20 protein-coding genes are annotated in these 21,712 nt (G+C 39.1%); 3 read left to right on the top strand and 17 right to left on the bottom strand.

Features of this window, described 5'->3' with window-relative positions; genetic code table 11:
- The first annotated feature begins 154 nt into the window (after window positions 1-154).
- On the top strand, window positions 155-559 hold the full coding sequence (locus IYQ23_RS02075) for a hypothetical protein (RefSeq protein WP_195673925.1): 405 nt from the start codon (window positions 155-157) through the stop codon (window positions 557-559).
- Window positions 560-590: 31 nt separating this feature from the next.
- On the opposite strand, the gene IYQ23_RS02080 is transcribed toward IYQ23_RS02075, so the two are convergent.
- The 10 genes from IYQ23_RS02080 to rplK all read right to left on the bottom strand — a co-directional run bounded on the left by IYQ23_RS02080 (window position 591) and on the right by rplK (window position 11,525).
- Entirely contained in the window at window positions 591-1,196 is a 606-nt protein-coding gene (locus IYQ23_RS02080) for a superoxide dismutase (protein ID WP_195673926.1), read from the bottom strand.
- A gap of 70 nt (window positions 1,197-1,266) precedes the next feature.
- A complete protein-coding gene (holA, locus tag IYQ23_RS02085) occupies window positions 1,267-2,304 on the bottom strand; it encodes a DNA polymerase III subunit delta (protein ID WP_195673927.1) in 1,038 nt (345 codons plus the stop codon).
- A gap of 80 nt (window positions 2,305-2,384) precedes the next feature.
- Window positions 2,385-3,239, bottom strand: coding sequence for an RNA-binding virulence regulatory protein CvfB (gene cvfB, locus IYQ23_RS02090; RefSeq protein ID WP_195673928.1), 855 nt, complete (start codon window positions 3,237-3,239; stop codon window positions 2,385-2,387).
- A gap of 346 nt (window positions 3,240-3,585) precedes the next feature.
- Window positions 3,586-4,143, bottom strand: coding sequence for a ribosome recycling factor (frr, locus tag IYQ23_RS02095; RefSeq protein WP_003034284.1), 558 nt, complete (start codon window positions 4,141-4,143; stop codon window positions 3,586-3,588).
- Window positions 4,144-4,146: 3 nt separating this feature from the next.
- Window positions 4,147-4,887 carry a UMP kinase gene (gene pyrH, locus IYQ23_RS02100; RefSeq protein WP_003025453.1) on the bottom strand — a complete coding sequence of 247 codons (741 nt, stop codon included), beginning with the start codon at window positions 4,885-4,887 and terminating at the stop codon, window positions 4,147-4,149.
- A gap of 223 nt (window positions 4,888-5,110) precedes the next feature.
- Window positions 5,111-6,313: an NADP-dependent isocitrate dehydrogenase gene (icd, locus tag IYQ23_RS02105; RefSeq protein ID WP_195673955.1), complete on the bottom strand. Its 1,203-nt coding sequence runs from the start codon at window positions 6,311-6,313 to the stop codon at window positions 5,111-5,113.
- Entirely contained in the window at window positions 6,300-7,418 is a 1,119-nt protein-coding gene (locus IYQ23_RS02110; protein ID WP_003025458.1) for a citrate synthase, read from the bottom strand. The genes icd and IYQ23_RS02110 overlap by 14 nt, the downstream gene beginning before the upstream one ends.
- The gene (gene acnA / locus IYQ23_RS02115) at window positions 7,415-10,084 is read right to left on the bottom strand and encodes an aconitate hydratase AcnA (RefSeq protein WP_195673929.1); all 2,670 of its coding nucleotides are present in this window, start codon (window positions 10,082-10,084) and stop codon (window positions 7,415-7,417) included. Before acnA ends, IYQ23_RS02110 begins: the two co-directional genes overlap by 4 nt.
- Before the next feature lie 235 nt (window positions 10,085-10,319).
- Window positions 10,320-11,009, bottom strand: a complete 690-nt coding sequence (rplA, locus tag IYQ23_RS02120; RefSeq protein ID WP_003025463.1) for a 50S ribosomal protein L1 — start codon at window positions 11,007-11,009, stop codon at window positions 10,320-10,322.
- A 90-nt stretch (window positions 11,010-11,099) separates the two neighbouring features.
- Entirely contained in the window at window positions 11,100-11,525 is a 426-nt protein-coding gene (gene rplK, locus IYQ23_RS02125) for a 50S ribosomal protein L11 (RefSeq protein WP_003025466.1), read from the bottom strand.
- Window positions 11,526-11,687: 162 nt separating this feature from the next.
- Here rplK and IYQ23_RS02130 point away from each other — a divergent pair, with 162 nt between their 5' ends.
- On the top strand, window positions 11,688-12,041 hold the full coding sequence (locus IYQ23_RS02130) for a DUF3397 family protein (RefSeq protein WP_018543434.1): 354 nt from the start codon (window positions 11,688-11,690) through the stop codon (window positions 12,039-12,041).
- Between the two features lie 44 nt (window positions 12,042-12,085).
- On the opposite strand, the gene IYQ23_RS02135 is transcribed toward IYQ23_RS02130, so the two are convergent.
- From IYQ23_RS02135 to IYQ23_RS02150, 4 genes are all read right to left on the bottom strand, one after another.
- Window positions 12,086-14,437 (bottom strand): HAD-IC family P-type ATPase, encoded by a 2,352-nt coding sequence (locus tag IYQ23_RS02135; RefSeq protein ID WP_195673930.1) that lies wholly within the window; start codon window positions 14,435-14,437, stop codon window positions 12,086-12,088.
- A gap of 197 nt (window positions 14,438-14,634) precedes the next feature.
- On the bottom strand, window positions 14,635-16,932 hold the full coding sequence (locus IYQ23_RS02140) for a DNA translocase FtsK (RefSeq protein WP_195673931.1): 2,298 nt from the start codon (window positions 16,930-16,932) through the stop codon (window positions 14,635-14,637).
- Window positions 16,933-17,018: 86 nt separating this feature from the next.
- Complete coding sequence (locus tag IYQ23_RS02145; protein WP_022525195.1) at window positions 17,019-17,228, bottom strand: PspC domain-containing protein; 210 nt, start codon at window positions 17,226-17,228, stop codon at window positions 17,019-17,021.
- A gap of 108 nt (window positions 17,229-17,336) precedes the next feature.
- Window positions 17,337-17,780: a DUF2798 domain-containing protein gene (locus tag IYQ23_RS02150; RefSeq protein WP_195673932.1), complete on the bottom strand. Its 444-nt coding sequence runs from the start codon at window positions 17,778-17,780 to the stop codon at window positions 17,337-17,339.
- 240 nt (window positions 17,781-18,020) lie between these two features.
- Here IYQ23_RS02150 and IYQ23_RS02155 point away from each other — a divergent pair, with 240 nt between their 5' ends.
- Window positions 18,021-18,824, top strand: a complete 804-nt coding sequence (locus tag IYQ23_RS02155; protein WP_037606309.1) for a peptidylprolyl isomerase — start codon at window positions 18,021-18,023, stop codon at window positions 18,822-18,824.
- A gap of 200 nt (window positions 18,825-19,024) precedes the next feature.
- On the opposite strand, the gene IYQ23_RS02160 is transcribed toward IYQ23_RS02155, so the two are convergent.
- From IYQ23_RS02160 to IYQ23_RS02170, 3 genes are all read right to left on the bottom strand, one after another.
- The gene (locus tag IYQ23_RS02160) at window positions 19,025-20,566 is read right to left on the bottom strand and encodes an ABC-F family ATP-binding cassette domain-containing protein (RefSeq protein ID WP_049508646.1); all 1,542 of its coding nucleotides are present in this window, start codon (window positions 20,564-20,566) and stop codon (window positions 19,025-19,027) included.
- Window positions 20,567-20,677: 111 nt separating this feature from the next.
- Window positions 20,678-20,986: a DUF898 family protein gene (locus tag IYQ23_RS02165; RefSeq protein ID WP_195673933.1), complete on the bottom strand. Its 309-nt coding sequence runs from the start codon at window positions 20,984-20,986 to the stop codon at window positions 20,678-20,680.
- 14 nt (window positions 20,987-21,000) lie between these two features.
- A complete protein-coding gene (locus IYQ23_RS02170) occupies window positions 21,001-21,693 on the bottom strand; it encodes a 5'-methylthioadenosine/adenosylhomocysteine nucleosidase (RefSeq protein WP_195673934.1) in 693 nt (230 codons plus the stop codon).
- Window positions 21,694-21,712 lie beyond the last annotated feature (19 nt).

Below are 21,712 nucleotides of genomic sequence, written 5' to 3' on the forward strand. Positions count from 1 at the left end.
AAAATATTTTTAAATAAATTACAAAAATCTTAAACGGTATGTATAATGGCCTGAATGGTTCAAAAATGCTGTTCAGGACATTATACATACCGTTCAGGATTTGCTCAGTTATCTTTCATTTGATATGGTAGGATATAAACCAGGAGGAAAAATAATGATTCAAATTCAACCTTATTCTTTTATTAGCTCTATTTCTCTCTATTTTACGGCTCTCTATCTTCGAACAATCCATCAATTCTTTAAAATAAAGCTGCGATTGACGCATCCTGCGCAGCGAACTTTTCGCCCGACTACTTATTTTGTAGTACAATCCAAATTTTTCTCATTTGAAGATGCCACCAAAAGAATTGAAACAATCCGGAAATATGATAAAATGGGAAAAATTATCCTTATTGGAGAGCATATTGATTATGAACTGCTGTTTAGAAATCACTATCTTGTTTTCGGTGTCATTGATCGAACCAATGATCATTCTCTGAAATTCCTTAAACAACAAATCTGGTTTTATTTGGAAGAAATTTATAGGTTATTTTACTATAACAGAAAAAACGAACCTTAGCAGATTCGTTTTTTCTATCTCATTGCACACCTTATTTTGCTGCTGCGTACAATTCATTAACCTTATTCCAGTTGATAACTGAGAAGAAGGCTTTGATGTAATCTGGGCGAACATTACGATATTTCACATAGTAGGCATGTTCCCAAACATCAATTCCCAAAATTGGTGTTTTTCCTTCAGAGATTGGTGTATCTTGGTTAGCAGTTGACATAACTTCCAATTTGCCGTCTGGATTGACCACGAGCCAAGCCCAACCTGAACCAAAGCGACTTGTCGCAGCTGTTGTAAATGCTGCTTTGAAATCCTCAAATGAACCAAATGTTGCTTCAAGGTCTGCTGCTAATGCTGCTGACGGCTCTGTCTTTTCTGGCGTCATCAATTCCCAGAAAAGCGCGTGGTTGAGATGACCACCACCGTTATTGATAACAGCTTGACGAATATCCGCTGGAATGGTTTCTACATCTGACAAAAGTTGCTCCAAATCCTCACCGATTTCAGGGTGTTTTGCCAGAGCCGCATTTACATTATTGACATAAGTATTGTGGTGTTTGTCATGATGTAAATGCATCGTTTCTTCATCAATATATGGTTCCAAAGCGTCGTAAGAATAAGGTAAATCAGGTAAAATAATTGCCATTGGTTTGTTCCCCTTTTTCATTTTATATGAAAATGATAACGTAGACCTACAAAATTTTCAACTTATTTGCTTATAAGTTGTGGGTAGCAATCTTTAATAAAGCCAAGTCAAAGAGGTAGCCCTTCTCATAAACTCCAGACTTGATTTGGTAATCTGTTTCAATCAAGCAAGATAGAGACTTTTTCAAAAATTCTAAAGATAATGAGTGCATGTCACGTAAGGCATATTTGATTTGAAAAGGATTCACCTTTCGTCCTAAATAACTGGACAAGTCTGCTACAATCTGACTTTCATTACGTCCATTTTCAAAGAGGATTTTCACTTGTGCAAATATACGAAACTGGCCCAACATAATCGCAATCAGCTTGATTTCATCTTCACCTTGCAATGTCAAGTCTCGCACCAGGCTTCTTGCCGCATCTACCTTTTGATGCAAAATCATCTGGGTAAGATCAAAAATATTATCCTGTAAAGTTTTTGGAATTGCTTCAGCAATGTCATCGCTTGTAATGATGCCATCTTTTTTATAATCCTTTAAAAAAGCTAAGTTTTTACTAATTTCACTAAAATCAAAGCCGGATTTGACAAACAATTCCTCGAAAACTGGTGAACTAAATTCTAATCCTTGTTCCTGAGCCAACTTACTAAAGTATGCCCGCAGCTCCTGCTCTTTTGGCTCACTTGCTTCAAAAATTTTACCATCTCGCTTGAGCAATTTTACAATTCGCCGTTTACTGTCTAACTTCCCTTCTGCAAAAATGACTAATTTTGTCGTATCTGCAGGATTTTCCAAATATTGCTCAAAAGATTTTAGCTCATCATCCGTCAAATAGCATTTTTTAGCTGTTGTCACATCCAAAAAATGATCCAAAATGACGATCTTCTCTTCAGAAAAGAAGGGCAAACTCACTAGATCAATCTCCACATCTGGATAAACGGCTTCTTTCATATCAAAGTAAGTCATATTTAAATCTGCAGCATCGTATTGAATTTGACGTAAAAATTGTGATTTCATCCATTCAAATTGTCCTGTATCATCACCAGTCAAAATTGTCAGATTAGGTAAATTTGTCAGATTTACTGTTTTAATCTCTTCAATCGCTAACACAACGGCCTCCTTTTATGAGGTTTATTTGATTCATATTTTTTATTTTACCAAAAATCTCGAAAGCAAAGCAAATTGGTATCTCAAATCAACTCCGTCCCAGTTGCGTTCTGTTTAATCTTACCAGCTTTCATGAGGCCACCCAGGGCTTTTTTAAACTGTCCCTTGGAAATGCCGAAAGTCGCCTTAATATCCTCTGGAGCTGACTTATCATTCAAGGTCATGAAGCCACCGTTAGTCTCCAGATAAGTCAGGATCATCTGAGCATCATTTTCCAGCATTTCAAAAGAGCGTGGTTTGAGCGAAAGGTTCAAAGTCCTATCCACCTCACGAAAACCAATGACACGCACATCCAATACCTGGCCCAGACGCGGCTCAGCATAGCGCTCGCTGGGATGGATAAAGCCCAGCATGTTATTTTCAGGCAAATAGACAAAGGTTCCAGATAACTTCAAACGATAAACAATAGCCGGCCAATTTTGATTTTGCATGTTATTATAGGCTGGACGAGCTAATTCCTGGAAATCTTCTTGGTAGGCCAAAAGCCCCCAAATGCGGTCTTTTTTGTCTACATCCAAACGAATATAGAGGCGGTCGCCTTTTTTAGGCCAAAGTTCTTTTATTTCTGGCAAAATGTCGAGAGACACTACAATTTGCTTATCTGGAAGTCCTGTATCAACAAAAACACCTAAGTCCTTACGAACATCCGTCACTGCTCCCCAGCCAAAAGTCGTCTGGGTCGCTGTTACATCAAGAGTCGTCAAGCGAAGTTTCTGCTTCATGTCGCTGTAAGCAAAGCCCTTGACCGATTCGCCCAGCTGATGCTCCCCCTCTTTTTTAGCTAAAGCATACGTCTGCCCGTCTTTTTGGACAAAGTAAAAACGATCATTTTCATCGGTTACAAGACCTGTTATAAATGTTGCAAGATTTGTATTCATTTTTTATCTTTCTATCGTTCGAAGCCGATATGAAACTTTCTTCCTACTTCAAAAGAAGAAGCTGGAACAAAAGTGTTCAGCTTCCTTTGTTTATATAGTTATCATTCTAAGACGCAGTGATTTGGAGAAACTATGTTGACTTTAGTCAATTAGAGTTTCCCATGCACAATTATTTGGCACTTTAGTGCCTAATCAATCACTGCTGAGTGGGCTCTAACTCGTTAATCAATCAACTTTTACAGCCCTACTCAACTTTGCGGAAGTGGGACGAAATCAAGTTTCTAGGAAACGACTGATTTCGTCCCCCCTCCTTGCTTTCTATTTTTTACTACATACAGAGAAAAGCTTACACTTCAATCAATTCTTTTTCCTTGCTGGCAGTCATATCATCAATATGCTTAACAGCCTCATCTGTCACTTTTTGAATATCTTTTTCAAGTGTTTTCAATTCATCTTCAGTAATTTCTTTTGCTTTTTCTTGCTTTTTAGCTTCATCCATAGCGTCACGGCGGATATTACGAATAGCAATTTTAGCATTTTCGCCGACCTTCTTCACTTCCTTAGCAAGGTCACGGCGAGTTTCTTCTGTCAAAGCAGGAATGACCAAACGAATAACCGTACCATCGCTTGCAGGGGTGATACCAAGATCAGAAGCGTTGAGTGCGCGCTCAATATCTTTGATAGAAGATTTGTCAAATGGCGTCACCAAAAGAACACGCGCTTCAGGAATCGTGATAGACGCGATTTGATTGAGCGGAGTTTCCACTCCGTAGTACTCAACTGAAATCCTATCCAAAAGGCTGGCGTTCGCACGACCAGCACGAATGCTGCCAAATTCACGCGCCAAACTTTGGTGTGACTGTGTCATTCTTTCTTTCGCTTTTTCTACAATTGCATTTGCCATAAATCATTCCTCTTCTTTTTCTACATTATTTGAAACGGTTGTTCCGATTTGCTCACCAAAGACAACGCGTTTGATATTACCAGGTTCGTTCATATTAAAGACAACAAGGTCAATGTCATTATCCATTGAAAGAGTTGAAGCCGTTGAATCCATGATACGAAGACCTTTGTTAATCACGTCACGGTGGGTTAATTCATCAAATTTCACCGCAGTCTTATCTTTCTTCGGATCAGCGTTATAAACGCCGTCTACACCATTTTTTGCCATAAGAATCGCATCAGCTTCAATCTCAGCCGCACGAAGGGCAGCTGTTGTATCTGTTGAGAAGTAGGGAGAACCAACTCCAGCACCGAAAATAACGATACGTCCTTTTTCCAAGTGTCGCAGAGCGCGTCCACGAATATAAGGTTCTGCTACTTGCTGCATCGCAATCGCTGTTTGTACTCGCGTATCCACACCCACTTGTTGAAGTGAATCCGCCATGACCAAGGCATTCATGACTGTTCCTAACATTCCTGTGTAATCAGCCTGCACACGATCCATTCCTGCTTCTGCCGCAGGCTCTCCACGCCAGAGATTCCCACCGCCGATAACAAGGGCAATTTCAATACCCAAATCATGTACTTCCTTGATTTCCTCTGCCATTTTTTGAACGGTTGAAATGTTAATTCCAATACCTTTCTCACCAGCAAGAGCTTCACCTGATAATTTGATTAAAATACGTTTATATTTCGGGGCTACCATTTTTATTCTCCTTATTTTATCTGTACTATTTTACCATATTTTGAGATTTTTATATAGTCAAATTCTTTAAAAAATAAAAATTTCGATAAAAGGGAGAAGATAGTTTGCTATGCTATTTGAGCAACCAGCTATGGTGTCGTTCATTCATTATGCAACGAATATTGAAATCAGAAACTTTTGTCTCAGCTTCTTTGCCGTTTGTTTCATATGTAAAAATCAGAACCTAAGCTAAAAAATCTAATAAAACCTGAGTGAAATCACTCGTTGAAAGCGCAGGAACACCTTCTATCTGACTAGCAAAATCATCTGTCATCTTTTGAAGTGCTAACGCTTTTTCAATCGCTTTTATAATAACTTGCGCAGCTTCGGACCACCCAATGTAATCAAACATCATGCAGGCAGACAACAAAAGTGAACAAGGATTTGCTTTATTTTGATCTGCAATGTCAGGAGCCGTTCCATGCGTTGCTTCAAAAATAGCATGACCTGTTTCATAATTGATATTAGCTCCAGGAGCAATACCAATTCCGCCGACTTGAGCAGCCAGAGCATCACTAACATAATCCCCATTCAAATTTGTCAAAGCTACTACTTGAAATTTTTCAGGATTTAATAGAATTTGTTGTAAAAAATTATCTGCAATCACATCTGTCACAATCAATTGCCCAGCTGCTAATTCCTTTGCAAACTCCTTCTCGGCAAGCTCATAGCCCCATTTTCTGAAACCACCTTCTGTAAATTTTTGGATATTCCCTTTATGAACCAGAGTTACGTTTTTTACATTGGCAGATAGAGCATAATGAATCGCTGCACGAATCAACCGTTCACTTCCTTGGCGTGAAATTGGTTTAATGCCAATAGCACTCGTCTTCGGAAAACGAATTTTATCAATTCCCATTTCCTTTTGTAAAAATTGTATCACTTGTTGAGCCTCATCAGACTCACCTTCCCATTCAATTCCTGCATAAATATCTTCGGTATTTTCACGAAAAATTGTCATATTCGTCTTTTCAGGATGTCGTAGTGGGCTAGGAACGCCCGCAAAATACCTTACGGGACGTACACAAGCGTAGAGATCTAGTTCTTGACGCAAGGCAACATTTAAAGACCGAATGCCACCACCAACAGGAGTTGTAAGAGGACCTTTAATCGCAACTAAATGATGCTGGATTGTCGTTAAAGTCTCTTCTGGCAACCATTTTCCTGTCAAACGAAAGGCTTTTTCTCCCGCCAATATCTCTTTCCAAAAAATCTTTCTACTGCTTCCACAAGCTATCTCCACCGCTTTATCCAAGACAAGCTGTGCATTTTTCCAAATGTCATGCCCAATTCCATCACCTTCGATATAAGGGATAATGGGATTATCTGGAACTAGCAACTTCTTATTCACAAGACGAATTCTTTCTGCCATTTTATCTCCTCCCAATAGGAATATAATGTAAATTTTGAGCGCCAACATAATGAGAGCGAGGTCTAATCAACTTATTATTTTTGCGCTGTTCTTGAATGTGGGCAATCCAGCCAGACACCCGACTCATTGCAAAAATCAATGTATAGATACTACTGTCAATACCTAAAACATGATAAACCGTTGCTGAGTAAAAATCTACATTCGGTATTAAATGCTTGGTGTGCTTCATATAACGTTCGATTTCTTCTGAAATCTGGTACCAAATTTCTTTTTCTGTTCCTTTTGTCAATTCCTCTGCCATTTCTCGCAAATATTTTTCACGAGGATCCTGTGTTTTATAAACACGATGACCAAAGCCCATGATTTTTTCATGTGAGGCTAATTTTCGATCCAAATATGCATTCGTATCTCCCTCTGCTTTAATTTCCTTTAACATGTCAAAGACGCATTCATTGGCACCTCCATGAAGTGACCCTTTTAAAGCGCCGATTGCCGCCGTCACACAAGAATAAATATCGGTTAAAGTGGAAGCACAGACCCGCGCTGCAAAAGTTGAAGCATTTAACTCGTGATCTGCATGAAGAACCAAAGCACGATTGAAAGCTCGAATTTCTAATTCTGATGGTTCCTGCCCATTTAACATATATAAAAAGTTCGCTGCAAATCCTAAATCTTTTCTCGGTTCAATCGGAGTTTGCCCCGATCTCAACCTTGTAAATGTTGCAATAATCGTTGGAATCTTAGCCATCAATTGAATACTTTGTTCATAAGTTGCTTCTAGAGACGTCTCTTCAGCATGGATATTATAGACTCCTAAAAGACTAACTGTAGAACGCAATACACTCATTGGATGCAGATGCTTGCGCGACTGGATGAGAATACATTGTTCCACCGCATCACTAATGGCATAGTTGGCACGTAAATCGTTCACAAAATGTTTCAATTCAATCTGAGTTGGTAAATGCAAATTCCAAAGTAGGTAAATAACTTCTTCAAAACTTGCATTATTCTCCATCAATTCGGAAATATTATAGCCTGCATAAGAAAGAGTATCATCTATAATCTGACTGATACGAGTCTCACAGGCAATCGTATCTTTTAAACCATTGCTTTGTGTCATTGTTTTACCTCTTGCAATTTCTTTCTAACCACCATTGGTAAAATTCCCCCATTTTCATAATAACGAATATCCGCGTCTGCATCAAAACGAAGACGTGCTTTAAATCGTGCAATTCGATCGCCTTCTTTTGCAATAACCGTTATGACTTGTCCTACCTGTGGCTCTTTCGGCAATTGAATATCAAACGTTTCTTTTCCAGTTAATCCAAGATTTTGAGCATTTTCGCCGTCCAAATATTGAAGAGGAAGAATGCCCATCATGACTAAATTGGAACGATGAATTCTTTCAAAACTTTCAGCTAAAACCACTTTAACACCCAAAAGATTTGCTCCTTTAGCTGCCCAATCACGACTAGAACCCATACCATAATCGCGACCTGCCAAAATAATCGTATCCACTTTTTCTTTCTTATAACACATAGCAGCTTCATAAATCGGTATCAATTCACCCTTATATTTTGTATAACCACCAAGTTTTCCAGCTGCTAGTTCATTTTTTATCCGAATATTGGCAAAGGTGCCTCTCATCATTACTTCATGATTCCCACGACGACTACCATAAGAATTAAAGTCTTGATAGCTTACACCATGTTCCTCTAGATATGATGCTGCTGGACTATTTCTAGCAATATTTCCTGCTGGAGAAATATGATCTGTCGTAATCGTATCTCCAAATTTTGCTAAAACAGCTAGATTTTTCAACGGTTGAATGTTTGTATCATCTTCCAAGCCATCAAAGTAAGGAGGATTTTGTATATAAGTAGAGGCTTGATTCCAGTGATAGATTTTCGACTTTGTTGTTGGAATTTGATTCCATTTTTCACTATCAGTAAAAACATGCTCATACTCTTTTTTAAACAAACTACTGGTAACGTATTTTTGTACATAGTCTGCTACCAAATCATGATTTGGCATAAGATCCATGAAGTAAACAGGTAGTCCATTCCTATCATATCCAAGCGGTTCACTTGTTAAATCAATATTTGTATTCCCAGCTAAAGCATAAGCGACCACCAGTGGCGGACTAGCTAAAAAATTTGCTTTAACCAAAGGATTGATTCGTCCTTCAAAATTCCGATTACCTGATAGGACAGCACTAGCAAGTAAATCCGTATCCGTAATTGCTTTTGCCACTTCTGGTAACAAATTTCCAGAATTGCCAATGCAAGTGGTGCAGCCATATCCAACAACATTAAAACCTAATTTGTCCAGATAGACTTGGAGACCACTCTCCTTCAAATAGGCCGTAACAACCTTACTGCCTGGTGCAAGTGATGTTTTGACTGTCTTTGAAACACGCAATCCTTTTTCCACAGCATGTTTAGCTACTAAGCCTGCCGCCATTAAGACATATGGGTTGGAGGTATTGGTACAACTAGTAATTGCTGCAATAGCGACATGACCCGTTTTAATCTCTTCTTCATAATCATCAAACAATACCGTCGCTGTCTTCCTCAATTCCTCTCTTGGCAAACCAAAACCTCGAACACCAGCTTCTCGGATAAGACTCGCTTGAAATTCTTGCTTAGCATTTGTCAATTCAATTAAATCCTGTGGCCGTTTGGGACCAGAAATACTTGGAACAATGGTGGACAAATCAATCTCAACAATTTTTGAATAAATTGGCTCCACTTTTTCATCATAAAATAGATGATTCTTTTGAGCATAGAGGCTCGTTAACGCAATATGTTCTTCTTTCCGATTTGTTAATCGCATATAACGAAGGGTCTCTTCATCAATAGGAAAGTAACCGCAAGTTGCTCCATATTCTGGCGCCATATTTGAAACTGTTGCGCGGTCTGCCAAACTAAGTGTTGCTAGTCCTTCCCCAAAGTATTCTACAAATTTTCCAACTACATTTTCTTGTCGTAATCGTTGCGTGACTTTTAAAGCTAAGTCAGTTGCCGTTGCAATCTTAGGCAATTTCCCAACTAAGCGTACACCAATCACTTCTGGAACTGGAAAATAAGAAGCTTCTCCCAACATAGCAGCCTCTGCTTCAATTCCTCCAACTCCCCAGCCAAGAACCCCTATTCCATTGATCATTGTTGTATGACTGTCTGTTCCAAACATTGAATCTGGATAAAGCATGCCGTCTTTTTCAATAACAACATCACTAAGGAATTCAATATTAACTTGGTGAATAATCCCAGTTGCAGGTGGAACTGCACGATAATTATCAAAAGATTGCTCAGCCCATTTCAAAAATTCATACCGCTCATTATTACGTGAAAATTCTTTTGTTATATTTTCTTCTAAAGCAGTCTCACAGCCATAACAATCAACTTGCACACTATGGTCAATGACTAAATCCACAGGAATTTCAGGATTGATAAGTTCTGGATCTCCCCCATTTGTTACAACTGCATCGCGCATACTTGCCAAGTCAACAACAACTGGTACTCCCGTAAAATCCTGTAAAATAACACGACTTGGTTTAAAGGGCACTTCACCTCTCGGTTTAACAGCTTGATAGTGCATTAGATTCTCTATGTGATGTTTTCTTACAACATCGCCATCTTCTTTTCGCAAAAGACTTTCTAATAATATGCGAATAGAATAAGGAAGATTGTCTAAGTCTCCACCCATATCTAATGCAGCTTTTTCGAGATCAATATAGCTATATTCTCGCTTATCTTGATATAATATAGATTTATATGTTAGCATGAGAAACCTCCCACTAGGAATAATTATTTTATATTATACAATTTTACAAAAATTCATGCAATAGTTTTTATAAAAATATGTAAGAAAATATAACATTACCGGTTTTCGTTTACTATTTCACATATGTATTCGCCAAAAAATCCAAAGCATAAAAAAGCGATGAATTTCATCAATCCAACGCTTTTGATTTTGCAAAAGAAAAACTCCATCCGAAGATAGAGTTTTAGATTCTAAATTAAAGTGAGTTAACATCAACCTTAATACCCACACCTTGAGTAGTGGTGATAGTAAGATTTGTTATGTAAGTTCCTTTTACTGTAGCTGGTTTAGCTTTTGCAATCACATCGTGGAATGCTTTGAAGTTTTCAACCAACTTATCAGCGTCAAATGAAACTTTACCAATGATAGCTTGTACGTTACCTGCACGATCTGCACGGTAAGTAATTTTACCACCTTTAGACTCTTCAACTGCTTTTGCAACATCCATTGTTACAGTACCAGTTTTAGGGTTTGGCATCAAGTTACGTGGTCCAAGGATACGTCCAAGACGTCCGACAAGTGCCATCATATCAGGTGTAGCAATTACAACATCAAAGTCAAGCCAGCCACCGTTGATTTTTGCAACGAGGTCATCTTCACCAACGAAGTCTGCACCAGCAGCTTTTGCTTCTTCTGCTTTTGCACCACGTGCAAAAACAAGCACACGTTGAGTTTTACCAGTTCCGTTTGGAAGAACCATTGCACCACGGATTTGTTGATCCGCTTTTTTCACATCAATGTTCAAGTTATAAGCAACTTCTACAGTTGCGTCAAATTTTGCAAAGTTTGTTTCTTTTGCAAGTGCTACAGCTTCTTCTACACTGTATGCTTTTGTGCTGTCGATTTTTTCAAGAGCAGCACGAAGTTGTTTGCTTTTTTTAGCCATTTTCTATTCTCCTTGTAAGTGGTTCAATCGATTTTCATCTCCCACGTCCTTCTCGAAATGATGAAGTCTTGCGGGTTTGGGTGTTATTGATTAGTCAACAACAGTGAATCCCATAGAACGAGCAGTACCTTCGATCATACGCATTGCAGACTCAAGGTTTGCAGCGTTCAAATCTGGCATCTTAGTTTCAGCAATTTCTTGTACTTGTGCACGAGTAACTGTTGCAACTTTTGTTTTGTTTGGTGTACCTGATCCTTTTTCAACACCTGCAGCTTTTTTCAAAAGAACAGCAGCTGGTGGTGTCTTTGTTACGAAAGTAAATGATTTGTCTTCATATACTGAGATAACAACTGGGATAATCATACCAGCTTGATCAGCTGTACGAGCGTTGAACTCTTTCGTGAATCCCATGATGTTGATACCGGCTTGACCAAGCGCAGGACCAACTGGTGGAGCTGGAGTAGCTTTACCAGCAGGGATTTGCAATTTTACAAGTTTTTCGACTTTTTTAGCCATCTTTAAATCCTCCTTTGTGGTTTTGGCGGTAATATAAGATTTTTACCTCCCACAAGTATGCTTCTTGCATACCTTTCTATTATACACTAAAACGACTAAATTGCAAGAAAAAATACTAAAAAAATTCTCTATTTTTCTCGATTTTTGTGGTAAAATATGTGTATGACATTATTAAAAATCGCATCTATTTTATTTATCTTTTTAACTATTATTTTAACCATTATTATTACTAAATTATTTCGCTTGAAACGATTTGGCTTGAATTTTGCAGATTTGGCTTTTCCACTTTTTGTGTTAGAATTCTATGTCATCTCTGATAGAGCTTTCTACCACAGTTTCTTGCCAGAATTAGCATTAGCCCTTTCTGCCTTAGCAATTGCCATTACTGTCTACTTTCTTCGAGTTAAACGCAGTTTTTACTATCCTAAGTTCTTTAAATTTTTCTGGCGAGCTGGTTTTATTTTGACCTTCTTTCTCTACCTCGCCATGGCGATTGGCTTATTTTTAACAAAATAATAAAAAATATCGGACAGACTCATCTGCTTCCGATATTTTTATATTTAATATTTTGTTGAGAACTTATCAAATAGAGCAAATAACTTATTTGTTATGAATTGAAACAATCTCATGAGTGATTCTAACATTAAGGAAAGAATGACTGTGAGGATAATGGTAATCGGTGAGATTTTGGATAACAAAAAGATAGAGTGAAATAACAAGCCCGAAATCACCAAGCCGATGATGTTAAAGAGTACGACAATGGTTTTCATTCGATTGAGCGGCTGAATAAGCTTGATGATGATAATGAAACCAACCACTGCTAATAAGATAACAGATGATGTCGCAACTTCTTGCGTGGATAATCGAAAAATCCGACCACAAGCCATGACAATCAAAACGGCCAATAAATCAACAAAAGCTGCTGGTATCGCATTCTGTAAAACCGTTCTGATGAAACGCCCTCGAATGCGCTGCTTGTTGGGCTCCAAAGCTAACATAAATCCTGGTATACCAATAGTGAACGCACTAATCAAGGAAACTTGTGATGCTTGCAAAGGATAGGTAAAAGCAAACAAACTGGACAAAATAGCTAGTGAAATGGAAAAGATATTTTTCACAAGAAATAAACTAGCGGAACGCTGAATGTTATTGACAACCCTACGTCCTTCTGTCACAATATGCGGCATATGCGAAAAGTCAGAATCCAGCAAAACAACTTGTGCAATCTGTTTGGTAGCACCGTTGCCTGACTCCATAGCAATGCTGCAATCTGCAGTCTTCATTGCTAAAATATCATTTACACCGTCACCTGTCATTGCAACTTTATGTTGATTAGCTTGAAGTGCTTGAACTAATTTTTGTTTCTGTTGAGGGGTCACTCGACCAAAGACCGTATATTTTTCAACTGCTTGAGTGATTTTTTCATCAGTATCCAAGTTTTGCGCATCTACATAATTTTCAGCATGAGGAATCTCTGCTTTGGTAGCCACTGCAGCAACTGTGACAGGATTATCTCCTGAAATAACTTTGACTTCCACACCTTGAACATCAAAATATGAAAAGGTCTCGGCTGCATTTTCTCGAATTGGATTTTCTAATAAGATGAAGAGTAGGGGTTCTACTGTTTGAGTCAAATCACCTGTAAATGGCTGATCTTTTGATTCAGCAAAAACAAGAACCCTTGATCCACTTTCTGCATATTGTTGAAAATAGCTGCGATATTCTTCCAGCTTTTCTTTTAATACAAACTCTGGAGCACCTAAAATAAAATTGCCTTCTTTGAAAGAAATAGCACCAAACTTGGTCTTTGAACTAAACGGAAGGGTCTTCACTACGGTCCAAGCCTTTTCTACTACTTCTGAAACAAAAAAGTCTCGAATCGCTGCAATCGTTTCATTTTCATCTGGACTTGCTGCCAGATATTGTTTAAGAGCTTCCTGCGAAGCATTCTTGTCTTGCTGAACAGAGAGTACTTGTGCAACTTTCATCGTATTTTCCGTAATGGTTCCTGTCTTATCTACACACAAAACATCTACACGAGAAAGAGACTCAATCCCCTTCATACTGTTTAATAGAACCTGCTGTCTTGCTAGACTAGCTGCTCCCAAAGCCAGCGCTAGAGTCATCAAAAGATAAAGCCCTTCTGGAATCATCCCAATAATAGCTCCTACCGTGGAGACAATACTAACTTGAAAACTTTCGTGATTGGTCACATAACTTTGGAAAAATAGAAGAAGCCCTAAAGGAATAATCAAAAATCCAATCACTTTAACCAAATTATTGACCGAACGTACCATTTCAGATTCTTCTTTTCCAGAGACTTCTTTTGCTTTCAACGTCAGTTGATTGATATAGGATTCATCACCTACTTTTTCCAAGCGAGCATAGGCTTTACCAGATACTACAAAACTGCCTGACATAACTGTATCACTTATTTGCTTTGCTATTTCATCCGCTTCTCCTGTCAACTGTGATTCATTGACTTTCAATTCACCTGATACAATCTTAGCATCTGCATAGATTTGGTCCCCTGCCGAGAAAAGAACGATATCATCTTGTACTAAATCTTTTGTCTCTAGTTGGATTTCTTTACCGTCTCGCACTGCAATCGCTGTATAGTGATGAAGTAACTGCATGTTGCTCAATATTTTGCGCGCTCTAAGCTCTTGAACAATTCCAATCAAAGAATTGATAATAACAATAGGTAAAAAAAGTAAATTATTCCATGATTGTACAATAACTAGCAACATAGCAAGGACAAAAAATATAAAATTAAAATAAGTAAACACATTCGACTGAATGATTTGCCAAGTTGTTTTTTTCGTGCTAACTGTTACTTTATTGACTAAGCCTTTTTGAATTCGTTCTTCAACCTCTTGTTGGCTAAGCCCTGTGTATATCTGTTCTGACATATAGCCTCCATTCACAAATCATATTAGTATTCTATCAAAAAAGTTATCCTTAGGTCATAGAAAAGTCATAAAACTGGAAAACATGAGATTTTTCATACCTTTTCTACAAAACTTTAAAATAGAACAGCTACAAAAAAATCCCAACAGAAATTTGTTGGGAAAGGATGTTACATTTTTTAAACCACACCTATTTAGTTTTAGTTATTCAATAAAACTTTTCTTGGCTTGGTGCCTTCTGCTGGACCGATGACACCCGCAGCTTCTAGCTCTTCCATGAGCCGAGTCGCACGATTAAACCCGACAGACAATCGACGTTGGAGCATTGAAGCACTCGCTTTTTGCGTCTCGATGACTAAAGCCTTGGCTTCTTCAAAGAGTGGATCTCCTTGTTCACTCTCACTACCTGAATCCATGTCATTCTCAGATACTTCGCCTGGGTCAAAATTATCATCATAATCTGCTTCGGCTTGATTCTTAACAAAAGTGACAATGCGCTCTACATCTTCATCGGAAATAAATGATCCTTGCAGACGGACAGGATGATTTTCATCAATCGGCTTAAAGAGCATATCCCCACGTCCCAAGAGTTTCTCGGCACCATTTTCATCTAGAATCGTTCGGCTATCAGTTCCGCTAGAGACAGCAAAAGCAATCCGCGAAGGAACATTGGCCTTGATGAGCCCAGAGATAACATCAACAGACGGTCGCTGAGTGGCCAAAATCATATGAATACCAGCTGCTCGAGCTTTTTGTCCCAAGCGAATAATGGCATCTTCCACTTCTTTGCTGGCTACCATCATAAGGTCTGCCAACTCATCCACAATGACCACAATCAAGGGAAGAGGAATTTGTTTATATTCTGGTTGACTGGCATTGTACTCGGCTACTTTGGCATTGTAACCTGCAATATTGCGAGCACCGACCTTAGAAAATAGCTCATAGCGATTTTCCATTTCATCTACCACTTTTTGCAAAGCTCGGCTCGCCTTGCGCGGATTAGTCACAACAGGGATCAGCAAGTGAGGAATATCATTATAGATAGACAATTCAACCATTTTTGGATCAACCATCATGAACTTGACTTCATCTGGTCGTGCTTTCATGAGAATACTAGCAATAATGCCGTTGACTGCAACGGATTTTCCAGAACCAGTCGAGCCTGCCACCAGCAAATGAGGCATCTTTGCCAAATCAAATGTCCGAACAGAGCCATTGACAGCTTTTCCTAAAGGAATTTCAAGTAATTTCTTGTCGTCTGTCTTAGACTGCTCCCAAAGCTCACGGAAAGTAACCGTCGCAATCTCGGAATTCGGAACTTCAATTCCGACTAAAGATTTGCCCGGAATAGGTGCCTCAATTCGCACATCTTTGGCAGCCAAAGCCAGAGCTAAATCGTCAGCCAGATTGGAAATGCGATTGACCCGCACTCCGACAGCTGGCTTGACCTCGTACTTAGTCACAGACGGTCCGATTTCAGCACGTTCAACGCTAGCACGAATGCCAAAACTAGCAAATGTTTCTTCCAAAATCTTGATATTTTCGCGGACAATTTTCTTTTCTTTGGATTGATTTTTAGGCTTGTCTGGCGCAAACAAATTGATTGTTGGAAGTTTGTAATCTAAACTTTCTTTGGGTGTGAAATTAACCTCAACATCTTCATCTGTGTTATCTTGCTGCTCTTCTTTGTGTTGTTTCTCAGACAAACTCTCATCATAATCATAAATTTCTGGCTCTGCTTCTTCAAACTGAATCGGCGTATGAGCTAAGACCTCATCATCTAAAATTTCTCCCGTTTCAGAATCAATTTGTGGCTCGTCTTGCTCTACCTGAATAGCATTCATCGCTGCTTGCGCAGCTTTTTCTTCTTTTTCGATAAAACGTTGCTGACGCTTTGCTTCTCGCTTCTCACTCCAAGCATGATAGATTTCACTTAATTTTTCAAAAATATCATAAATCGAATATGGACTGATGAGTAGCGCCCCTAGCAATATTAAGAGGAGTCCGATAAAGTAGGTGCCAATATTTGAAAATAAAAAGGCTATAGGAGTATAGAGTGTCGCTCCTAATAAACCGCCACCAGCAAAAGCACTGACTTTAACAGCTGTCAAATCCGTTAAAATCCGTGACAAGGTTGTACTTAGAACCTGTCCTTTTAAATTTAAAACATTTACAAAATAAGCTTGAAACATAAGCAGCAAGCCAATAAAAATACTGAAAAAGCCTGATTTATACCCTTCATGCTTATTGACCCACTTAAAAAAGAAAAGATAAATGAGACTGGCTATAATAGCCATATAGGCTAAACTTCCTACTAACAATCGAATAAGGTTATATAGAGTGATTCCAACGGCACCCCATTTTAATGCTGCAAAAAGAAGCAAAAAAGCGATACCGAAAGTTGCAAGCATCCTCCGAATGGCTTTTTGCCGCTCCATTTCTGCTTTTGTAGGTCGTCTCGTTGTCCGACCTTTTTTACTATTTTTCTTACTTGCCATAAATTTTATTATACCACAAATTGAACACTAATCCAATGCAAGAAAAAAGCAGAAGCTCCATGCTTCCACTTTTGAAACAACATTGCTTACTTCCATATCACATCATCATTCCCATCATCTTCTGGCAAGACAAACCACAAAATCAAATAAGGGATTAGACCGATTCCATATACAAAAAATGCTACTCCCCAGATCAGTCGTACAATGGTAGGATCAATGTCAAAATAATTTGCTATACCTGCACAGACACCCGCAATTTTCTTATTTCGCACATCTCTTGTCAATCGTTTAGCCATTCTCTGTCCCTCCTTTATAAATCTATTATAACATAAATTTTTTACCATTAAATAAATATCATAAAGAATTTCCATGAACCAATTGTCAAACATTCATCGTCAGCAAGATTAAAAAAGTTGCTGTTGCAGTTGACCCAAAATAAAGCGAGAAATTGGTCCAACAATCAGAAAATTCAAGGGAAAAGCTACAATAAAATTGGTCAACCAAGCTCCAAGGTAATTGGTTACTGAAAGCGGCACGCCGTTAAAAAGCATACCATAAAGAGACATCAGTGAAACCATAATCAGAACCATAACGCCTGAAACAACGAGGATCTTCTGCCAAGGTTTATGGCGTTCTGTTAAAAATTTAAAAGCAACTCCCTTCACAACTGGTCCTGCCACAAGAAGGTCTAAGAGAAAAGCGGTAATCAATCCAGGAACATATCCCATTGCTAGATGAGCCCATGAAAAATATCCTACAACGGACAGGTTCCAAATGCTCATTCCAAATACCGTCATGCTACACATAAGGGCTGTAAAAAATAATAATTCCTTAAAATTCTTCGGCATAAAAACTCCATTTCTTTGTTGATAAACGCTATTTTAGCACAAAAAATTTTTTCTCGTAAGCGAATTTACAAAACTTTTCATAAGAAAATGTTTTCATACTCAAAACGATTGAGCTATCTTTACATCAAAAAGATAGCCCGATAGTGCCTTTCAGTTAGCAGAGACAACCTCTCAAAAGATTTGAAAAAGGCTTTTACTTATAGTAAAATGTGAATAGATCAACATTCAGAAAGGAAATCTATGAAAAAATTACTTATTTTAGGACTGGCTGCTGGTTTATTTTTGACAGGTTGTACCAATTTACAAAGAGCTATCAGAGGAAATGACTATGTAGACTCAAGTCTTGCTTCCGAATCCAGCTCAAAAGCAGCTGAAAAACAAAAAGAAGAGCAAAAAGCTGCTTTGACCGATAAAAATGCTCATTTCCCACAGTTGTCTGACAAGGTCGCTGACGATGAAGCGGAAGTGAAAATAACCACAACTGAAGGTATTATCTCCTTGAAGCTCTTTCCAAAATATGCTCCACTTGCAGTTGAAAATTTCTTAACGCACACTAAAGAAGGTTATTATAACGGCGTAACTTTCCACCGTGTCATTAAGGATTTCATGATTCAAACAGGAGATCCTAAAGGAGACGGGACTGGTGGTGAGTCCATTTGGAAAGGCAAAAACTCTAAGATCGACTCTGGAAGTGGCTTTAAAACAGAGATTTCGTCTTATCTCTACAATATCCGTGGTGCATTAGCCATGGCTCGTTCTTCCAATCCAAATTCCAACGGTAGTCAATTTTTCATCAACCAAAACACCAAGGACAGTTCTAATCAACTCTCTAACACAACTTATCCTGAAAAAATTATTGAAGCCTATAAAAAAGGTGGAAATCCAAGTTTAGACGGAAATTACACTGTCTTTGGGCAAGTCATTTCTGGCATGGATGTCGTGGATAAAATCGCTGCGATTGAGACAGGCGAAAACGACAAGCCCAAAAAAGAAATCAAAATCGAGAAAATTGAAGTCATTAAGGACTATACATTTAAGAAATAATCACAAAACGGAGTCTGGAGCAAAATATCCCAGACTCGTTTACTTTCTAGAATAAAACTCAATACGTAGTAGTTGAGAGGTCTCCTATGCGCTGATACTATCAGCTTTTGCAGCCCTACTCAACCTTGCGGGGGTGGGACGACAAAATCGATTTCTTACGAAATCCTGATTTTTTGTCCTACACCTCGTTTTCTTTATTCTTACGTTAATTGATTAAAATCCCAAATATGATCTACCCATCCTTCGTAGAAGTCGGGCTCATGGCAGACCATGAGAATACTGCCTTTGTACGCTTGGAGAGCGCGTTTGAGTTCATCTTTTGCATCCACATCAAGGTGATTCGTGGGCTCATCCAGCACTAAGACATTATTTTCTCGGTTCATGAGGAGACAAAGTCGAACCTTAGCCTGCTCGCCTCCTGAGAGAACCTGAATCTGGCTTTCAATATGCTTTGAGGTCAGACCGCAGCGAGCCAGAGCAGCACGAACTTCCGCTTGATTGAGTGACGGGAAAGCATCCCAAACAGCTTCCAGAGGAGTCTGGCGATTACCACCAGCTGTCTCTTGCTCAAAATAGCCCAATTCCAGATAGTCTCCACGCTCAACTTCCCCAGCGATTGGTGGTATAATCCCCAAGAGACTCTTCAAAAGAGTTGTTTTCCCAATCCCATTTGCCCCGATGATGGCCACTTTCTGATTACGCTCAAAGGTCAGATTAAGAGGCTGGGTCAGTGGACAGTCATACCCAATCTGCAAGTCCTTGGCTTGGAAAATAAAGCGCCCTGGTGTACGAGCCATTTTGAAGTCAAAGGAGGGCTTAGGCTTCTCGCCTTGCAGTTCAATCAGTTCCATTTTGTCTAATTTTTTCTGGCGGGACATGGCCATATTACGGGTCGCCACACGGGCTTTATTGCGAGCTACAAAGTCCTTGAGGTCTGCAATTTCCTTCTGCTGACGCTCATAAGCTGCTTCCAACTGAGATTTTTTCATCTCGTAGACTTCTAAGAATTGATAATAATCACCAGAATAGCGGGTCAAGTTTTGATTTTCTACATGGTAGACGATATTGATTACATCGTTTAAGAAAGGAATATCATGGGAAATGAGCACGAAAGCATTTTCATAATTTTGCAGATAGCGCTTGAGCCAATCAATATGCTCTGCGTCCAAATAGTTGGTAGGCTCATCTAAGAGCAAGATGTCTGGTTTTTGAAGGAGAAGTTTTGCTAAGAGCACCTTGGTTCGTTGACCTCCAGAAAGAGCGGTGACATCCGTTTCCATACCGTAATCCATAACCCCTAAAGCACGAGCTACCTCATCAATCTTAGCATCTAAAGTATAAAAGTCTCGACTTTCCAATCGCTCCTGCAATTCACCCACTTCTTCCATAAGGACATCAACATCCGCTCCATCTTCTGCCATAGCCAGATATATCTCATTGATCCGAGCTTCAGTCTTGAAAAGTTCATCAAAAGCAGTCCGCAACACATCACGTACAGATTGACCTTCTTTCAATACAGCATGCTGATCTAAATAGCCAGCTGTCACATACTTAGACCACTCAACCTTGCCTTCATCTGGCAACAATTGACCGGTTACAATGCTCATAAAGGTAGATTTCCCTTCGCCGTTGGCTCCAACTAAGCCGATATGCTCGCCCTTAAGCAAGCGGAACGATACATCCTCAAAAATAGCCCGGTCTCCAAAACCGTGGCTGAGATTTTTTACTTCTAAGATACTCATCTTTTCTCCTCTATCATTGATTACAGTTTCTTGATTATACCATCAAAAGGGATTTTTTGGCAAGGTAGAACAAATGAAAAGCGAGACTGCTTCATTCTCGCTTGCTTTCATCTAATTCAAATGATGGGTGTGTTTGGTAATCCACTGGGTTAGCTTGATATTAAGCCAAAAACCATAAATGCCAAAAGTAATGATCGTCAAGAGCCACCACTTCACCCAATTTCCAAAAAGCTGCATCGCAGTACCATCAAAATAGAGACGGTGTCCGTCAATGACTGTGTGCTTAATCTTCCAATTATACAGGATACACATGCCCCAAGGAGCACAGATACCTAGCGTCAAAACTGTAATCAAGATAGCTAAAATAGCATGACCAATGTAAGAAAAGAGGCCGCCGTCGAAATAAGATTCTTTATACACTATATTCTCCTTGTCTAAACCAATTCTTTCAGAAATTGAATCAGAGTGTCTGCTGAGCGCTTGCCAGCTTCATGAATAAATTCGTCAAAGCTGATATTGGCGTCATGAGAAGCTGTATCACTCATGGCACGAATGACCATAAAAGGCAGACCGATAGAATGCGTAGCCTGAGCGACGGCTGCGCCCTCCATCTCAACCGCTAGAACATCTGGAAAGTGTCCTTTGATACGGTCAATCTTATCCTGCCCCGCAATAAAACTGTCTCCTGTTGCAATCAAGCCAACGCGACTTGTCTGATGTGTCTTTTCTAAAGTCTTTTTCATCTCAGAAACCAAATAACGGCTCGCTTCAAAATAAAGTGGCTGGCGTGCCATTTGTCCGTATTCATAGCCAAAAGCTGTTACATCTACATCATGGTACACTAGCCGGTCAGCCACTACAATATCGCCGATTTGCAAACCTTCAGCTACCGCACCAGCAGAACCTGTATTGATGACAGCCGTCACTTTAAACTCATTGACCAAAACAGCCACGCTCATAGCAGACATAACCTTGCCGATCCCGCTTTCCACCAGCACAACTTCATGACGACCGATATTTCCCGTATGATAAACATGCCCCAAACGTAAGTGTTTTTCGGCATTTTCCAAGTTTTCCACTAAAATTTTTAGTTCCTCAGGCATGGCTGCAATAATTCCGATTTTCATTTTTTCCTCTCATTCTATC

The sequence above is a fragment of the Streptococcus sp. HF-100 genome (genome assembly GCF_015594635.1).
GTDB classification, from domain to species: Bacteria; Bacillota; Bacilli; order Lactobacillales; family Streptococcaceae; genus Streptococcus; species Streptococcus vaginalis.